At 67.8% G+C, this 4,920-nt stretch carries 4 protein-coding genes; 3 read left to right on the top strand and 1 reads right to left on the bottom strand.

Going from position 1 to position 4,920, the window contains the following annotated elements; genetic code table 11:
• Positions 1-7: 7 nt before the first annotated feature.
• A complete protein-coding gene (leuA, locus tag Q0A34_RS08905; RefSeq protein WP_291479644.1) occupies positions 8-1,861 on the bottom strand; it encodes a 2-isopropylmalate synthase in 1,854 nt (617 codons plus the stop codon).
• A gap of 234 nt (positions 1,862-2,095) precedes the next feature.
• Between leuA and Q0A34_RS08900 the strand changes: the two genes are divergently transcribed.
• The 3 genes from Q0A34_RS08900 to Q0A34_RS08890 all read left to right on the top strand — a co-directional run.
• Positions 2,096-3,406, top strand: a complete 1,311-nt coding sequence (locus tag Q0A34_RS08900; protein WP_291479643.1) for a hypothetical protein — start codon at positions 2,096-2,098, stop codon at positions 3,404-3,406.
• Positions 3,407-3,539: 133 nt separating this feature from the next.
• On the top strand, positions 3,540-4,466 hold the full coding sequence (locus Q0A34_RS08895; protein ID WP_291479642.1) for a LysR family transcriptional regulator: 927 nt from the start codon (positions 3,540-3,542) through the stop codon (positions 4,464-4,466).
• A gap of 154 nt (positions 4,467-4,620) precedes the next feature.
• A partial coding sequence (locus tag Q0A34_RS08890; RefSeq protein ID WP_291479641.1) for a cbb3-type cytochrome c oxidase subunit I occupies positions 4,621-4,920 on the top strand: 300 nt, incomplete at its 3' end.

Below are 4,920 nucleotides of genomic sequence, written 5' to 3'. Positions count from 1 at the left end.
GAGGGGGCTAGACCCCGCCCAGTACGCCCTGGACGACCGGCTCCTTGGCGTGGGCGCGGTTGACCCCGGAGGTGATCGCCTTCAGGGAGGCGTAGGTGATGGACCCGGCGATGCCGACGCCCCACACCTGCTGGCCGTCGATCTCCGCCAGGACGTAGGCGGCGGCCTCGGCGTCGTCGCCGGCGGTGCGGGCGTGCTGGAAGTACTCCTGGACCTCCACGTCCACGCCCAGGGACTCCAGCGCGTTGCAGTACGCGGCGATCGGGCCGTTGCCTCGACCCTGGATCGTCCGTGCGGTGCCCTCCCACTCGACCTCGGCGGTGACCTTGGTCTCGGAACCCTCGGTCTGCGGGCCGTCGACGGTGACGGAGATCTGCTCCAGCGGGCTGGTGCGCTCCAGGTACTCACCGGTGAAGATGTCCCACATCGCCTTGGAGTTCACCTCGCCGCCCTCTGCCTCGGTGACGGCCTGGACCACGCCGGAGAACTCGACCTGCATCGGACGGGGCATGTCTATGCCGTGGTCGGTCTTCATGATGTAGGCCACGCCGCCCTTGCCCGACTGGGAGTTCACCCGGATCACGGCCTCGTAGCTGCGGCCGATGTCCTTCGGGTCGATCGGCAGGTAGGGGACCTCCCACTGGATCTTGCGGAACTCCTCCTCCGGGATCTCGTTGGCGTGGCTCCCGGGGGAGACGGCGTCGGCCAGGGCGTCGATGCCCTTGTTGATGGCGTCCTGGTGGGAGCCGGAGAACGCGGTGAAGACCAGGTCGCCGCCGTAGGGCTGGCGCTCCGGCACGACCAGCTGGTTGCAGTACTCCACCGTGCGGCGGATCTCGTCGATGTCGGAGAAGTCGATCTGCGGGTCGACCCCCTGGGTGAACATGTTCAGGCCCAGGGTCACCAGGTCGACATTGCCGGTGCGCTCGCCGTTGCCGAACAGGCAGCCCTCGATGCGGTCCGCGCCGGCCATGTAGCCCAGCTCGGCGGTGGCGACACCGGTGCCGCGGTCGTTGTGCGGGTGCAGCGACAGGATCACCGAGTCCCGCCGGGAGATGTTGCGGCTCATCCACTCGATGCCGTCGGCGTAGACGTTCGGGGTGATCATCTCCACCGTCGACGGCAGGTTGATGATGATCGGGTTGTCCGGGGTCGGGTCCATGATGTCGATGACCGCGTCACAGACCTCCTTGGCGTACTCCACCTCGGTGCCGGTGTAGGACTCCGGAGAGTACTGCCAGCGCCACGTGGTGTCGGGGTAGTCCTCGGCCACCTCCTTGATCAGCTCCGCGGCATCGGTGGCCAGCTTCTTGATGGCGGCCTTGTCCTTCCGGAAGACCACGCGGCGCTGCAGGATCGAGGTGGAGTTGTAGAAGTGCACGATCACGTTCTTGGCGCCCTCGCACGCCTCGAAGGTGCGGCGGATCAGGTGCTCGCGGGCCTGGACCAGCACCTGGATGGTGACGTCGTCGGGGATCATGTCCTTCTCGATGATCTCGCGGACGAAGTCGAAGTCGGTCTGGGAGGCGGAGGGGAAGCCGACCTCGATCTCCTTGTAGCCCATGCGGATCAGCAGGTCGAACATCCGGCGCTTACGCTCCGGGCTCATCGGGTCGATCAGTGCCTGGTTGCCGTCGCGCAGGTCGACGGCGCACCACTGGGGCGCCTTGTCGATGACGCGGTCCGGCCAGGTGCGGTCCGGCAACTGGAAGTGCTCCACCTCGGTGAAGTGCGGCTGGTAGCGGTGTACCGGCATCTGGGAGGGGCGCTGCTTGTTCCAGCTCTTCTGTCCCTCGGGGATCTCACCGGCCGGCGTGGAGATGCGGGCGGGTGCGGCGATGAAGGAATCGGTGGGGGTCATGGTGGTGCTCCTTGGATCGGTGGGAAGAGATGATGGTCATCACCGACCGGCACGACTCAACTCCGCGACGGGGAGCCGGTCGGTTTTTCAGAACCTGACCCCGCCGCGGCAGAGAAGGAGGAGCTGCGCGCGCGAGTTACTCATGGCGACCACTGTAACACGGTGACCGGAGCGGCGTGCAACGTGAAGTGTGACGGGGGTTACGTCCGGGGTGGGACGGTAGGCTGGTCGACCGTGAAGACTTCAGTGTCCGCAGGTCCACGCACATCCCGGGTGCCCGAGGCGGGTGTGCCGCTGACCACGGCGGTGGTGGCGGCGGTGACGACCCTGGTGACCGGGGCCGTGCAGTTCGTCGTGATGGCGGTGTGGGGCGGCCGCCACGGTCAGACCCTGCGCGAGGTCCTGATGCAGTGGGACGCGCACTGGATGACGATGATCTCGGAGTACGGGTACTCCGGCTTCGTCATGTCCCCGGACCAGGCCGACCCGGTGGAGTGGGAGTCCGTGGCGTTCTTCCCCGGCTACCCGGTCCTGGTGCGTGCCGTCGCCGCGCCCATGGCGGTCCTGGACGTCGACGACGCCACCTACCTCGCGGCGCTCGCGGTGTCCTCGGTGTCCGCCGTGGTCATGGCGTGGGGGGTGTCGATGCTGGCGGTGGAGCTGTGGCGGCGCCGCGGGGCGGCGCCGCTCGACCGCAGGACGGTGGTCGTCCTGTCTGCGGCGGTGACGGTGCTGGCGGTCGGCGCGCCGATGGGGATCGTCTACTGGATGCCCTACTCGGAGAGCCTGTTCACCGCGGCGACGGTGTGGGCGCTGTACTCCCTTCTGCGCCGCAGGTTCCTGCTCGCCGGTGTCCTGACCATGCTCGCGGGGGCGACCAGGCTGACGGCCGCGGCGCTGATCCTCACCCTGTGCGTGGCGGCGGCGCTGGAACTGTGGCGGTGGTGGCGGGGGGACGGGACGTCCCAGCGTGACCGGGTACACCGGGTACGCGCCTTCCCCCTCGGGGCGCTGCTCGCTCCGCTGGTCGGGTCGATCGGCATCGTGGCCTACCTGTCGTGGGCGGACCGGAAGGTCGCCGAGATCGGCGGCTACTTCGCGGCCCAGGAACGTGGCTGGCACTCAGGCGTGGACATGGGTGCCGCGACCCTGCGGTGGATCAGCGGGAACCTCCCCGGTGAATTGACCGGCTACTCCGTGTCGACCTGGTCGATGATCCTGGTGGCGCTGCTCTGCGCGGTGTCGCTCTGGCTGCTGCGCACCGGACGGGTCCCCTGGCAGGTGTGGCTGCCGGCGGTGGTCCTGGCGGGCATCGTCCTGGGGTCCGACGGCATCATGCACTCGCGTCCTAGACTGCTGCTGGTGCCGGTGCTCCTGCTGGCGCTCCCGTGGGTCGTCGGTCTGGTCCGGAGGTGGCGGACCGTCACACGGCCAGGGGCCGTCGCCGCCGCCGGGGTGCTGCTCGGGGCAGGTGCCGTGCTGTGGTGCGTGCTCGGGTTCTGGGTCTCAGGGACGATGCTCATCGGCTTCCGGTACGCCATCTGAGCGGGTCAGGTGGAATATCCGCCGGAACCGCCGCCCGGGGCTGGGGTCTCCTTAATGGGGCATAGGGGGCACTTATGGCGTCCTGCGCCGTGGAGGGCGGCCGTCCTACGCTGATGCCACTATGACTGGTCGAATGACGCTTGAAGCGCTGCGGTACGCCGACGCGGTCACCCGTGTGGGCTCGTTCAGTGGCGCGGCCCGCCAGTTCGGTGTGACCCAGCCGGCGTTGTCGACGGCGATCGCCAAACTCGAGCTGTACCTCGGGGCCAGGTTGTTCCTGAGGACGCCCCGGGGAGCGGAGCCCACGACGTTCGGGGAGACGATCCTCCCGAAGATCTCGCAGGCGATCTCGGTGCTGGCCGCACTGGAGACTGACGCGGAGATGCTGACGTTGCGTGGGTCGGGGACGGTCCGGGTGGGGACATCGCCCCAGATCGACAAGCGGATCGTGGCCGGGCTCAGGGACGCGGTGCACGGCCCCGGTGCACTGGTGTCCGGACGTGACCTCACCCTCCTGGAGGCGGAGCTCGACCCGCTGGAGGAGCAGCTGAGGCTCGGCAGCCTCGACATGCTGATCATCCCGGCGTTGGGTGTGCTGCCGTCCTTCAGTCACCGGCTGATCGACTCGGACTACCTCGTGCTGGTGGAGCCGAGGGACGGACGCTACGCCGCAGACGGCGACACCGGGGACCCCGTGACGGTGCGGGAGCTCTCGGAACGGGAACTGATCCTGTCGCGGCACGGCTGCGGGATCACCAGGATGACCGAGGGGATGCTCCGTGAGGAGAACCGTGAACCCGTGCTGTCCGAGGTGGAGGTGACGAACTGCAGCACCCTGCTGGGCTGGGCGGACAAGGGGATGGGGTCGGTCCTGCTTCCCGAGCGCAACGTACGGGGTTTCCCGACCAGACGCATCGTGAGGGACGACGGGACGTTCGTGGAGATGTTCTACGAGTTCATCTGGAACCCCGAGTCCAGCAGCGCCGTGTACCTGGAGAAACTCGCCGACACGCTCAGGGCGTCGTCACTGCCGGCACCGTCGGCACCGACGACGGGGTGAGCCGACATACAGCCCGCTGATGGCCCGCATAACCTTTTCCGGTCTACCGCACCCGCATGCGCCTTCCTAGCCTGTGAATAACGACGAAATGTGACGGACGTACAGGTTTCCCCTGCTCCGGGCCGCCACGCAAGTGCAGCAGGAGGTACGGAGAATGACAGCGGTTGTGCCCCGGGAGAAGAAGGAGTTCCTTCCGCCCCGTCCCGAACCACACGGAGGACAGCGACGAAAAGGCGGGCACGCCTGGGCGATGCTGACCACCACCGACCACAAGCAGCTCGGCATCATGTACATCGTCACCGCGTTCCTCTTCTTCGGGGTCGGCGGGTTGATGGCCCTGCTGATCCGCGTGGAGCTCTTCCACCCGGGTCTGCAGTTCCTGTCGAATGAACAGTACAACCAGCTGTTCACCATGCACGGCACCGTGATGCTGCTGCTGTTCGGGACCCCGGTC

Origin of the sequence: Corynebacterium sp. (assembly GCF_022712195.1) — a bacterium.
Classification (GTDB): Bacteria; Actinomycetota; Actinomycetes; order Mycobacteriales; family Mycobacteriaceae; genus Corynebacterium.
Note: the sequence above shows the minus strand (reverse complement) of the source record. Positions and strands in the feature narration are given on the sequence as shown.

Excerpts from the sequence above, each read along its gene's own strand:
- leuA (WP_291479644.1), bottom strand. The coding sequence starts at position 1,861 with ATGACCCCCACCGATTCCTTCATCGCCGCACCCGCCCGCATCTCCACG.
- Q0A34_RS08895 (WP_291479642.1), top strand. The coding sequence starts at position 3,540 with ATGACGCTTGAAGCGCTGCGGTACGCCGACGCGGTCACCCGTGTGGGC.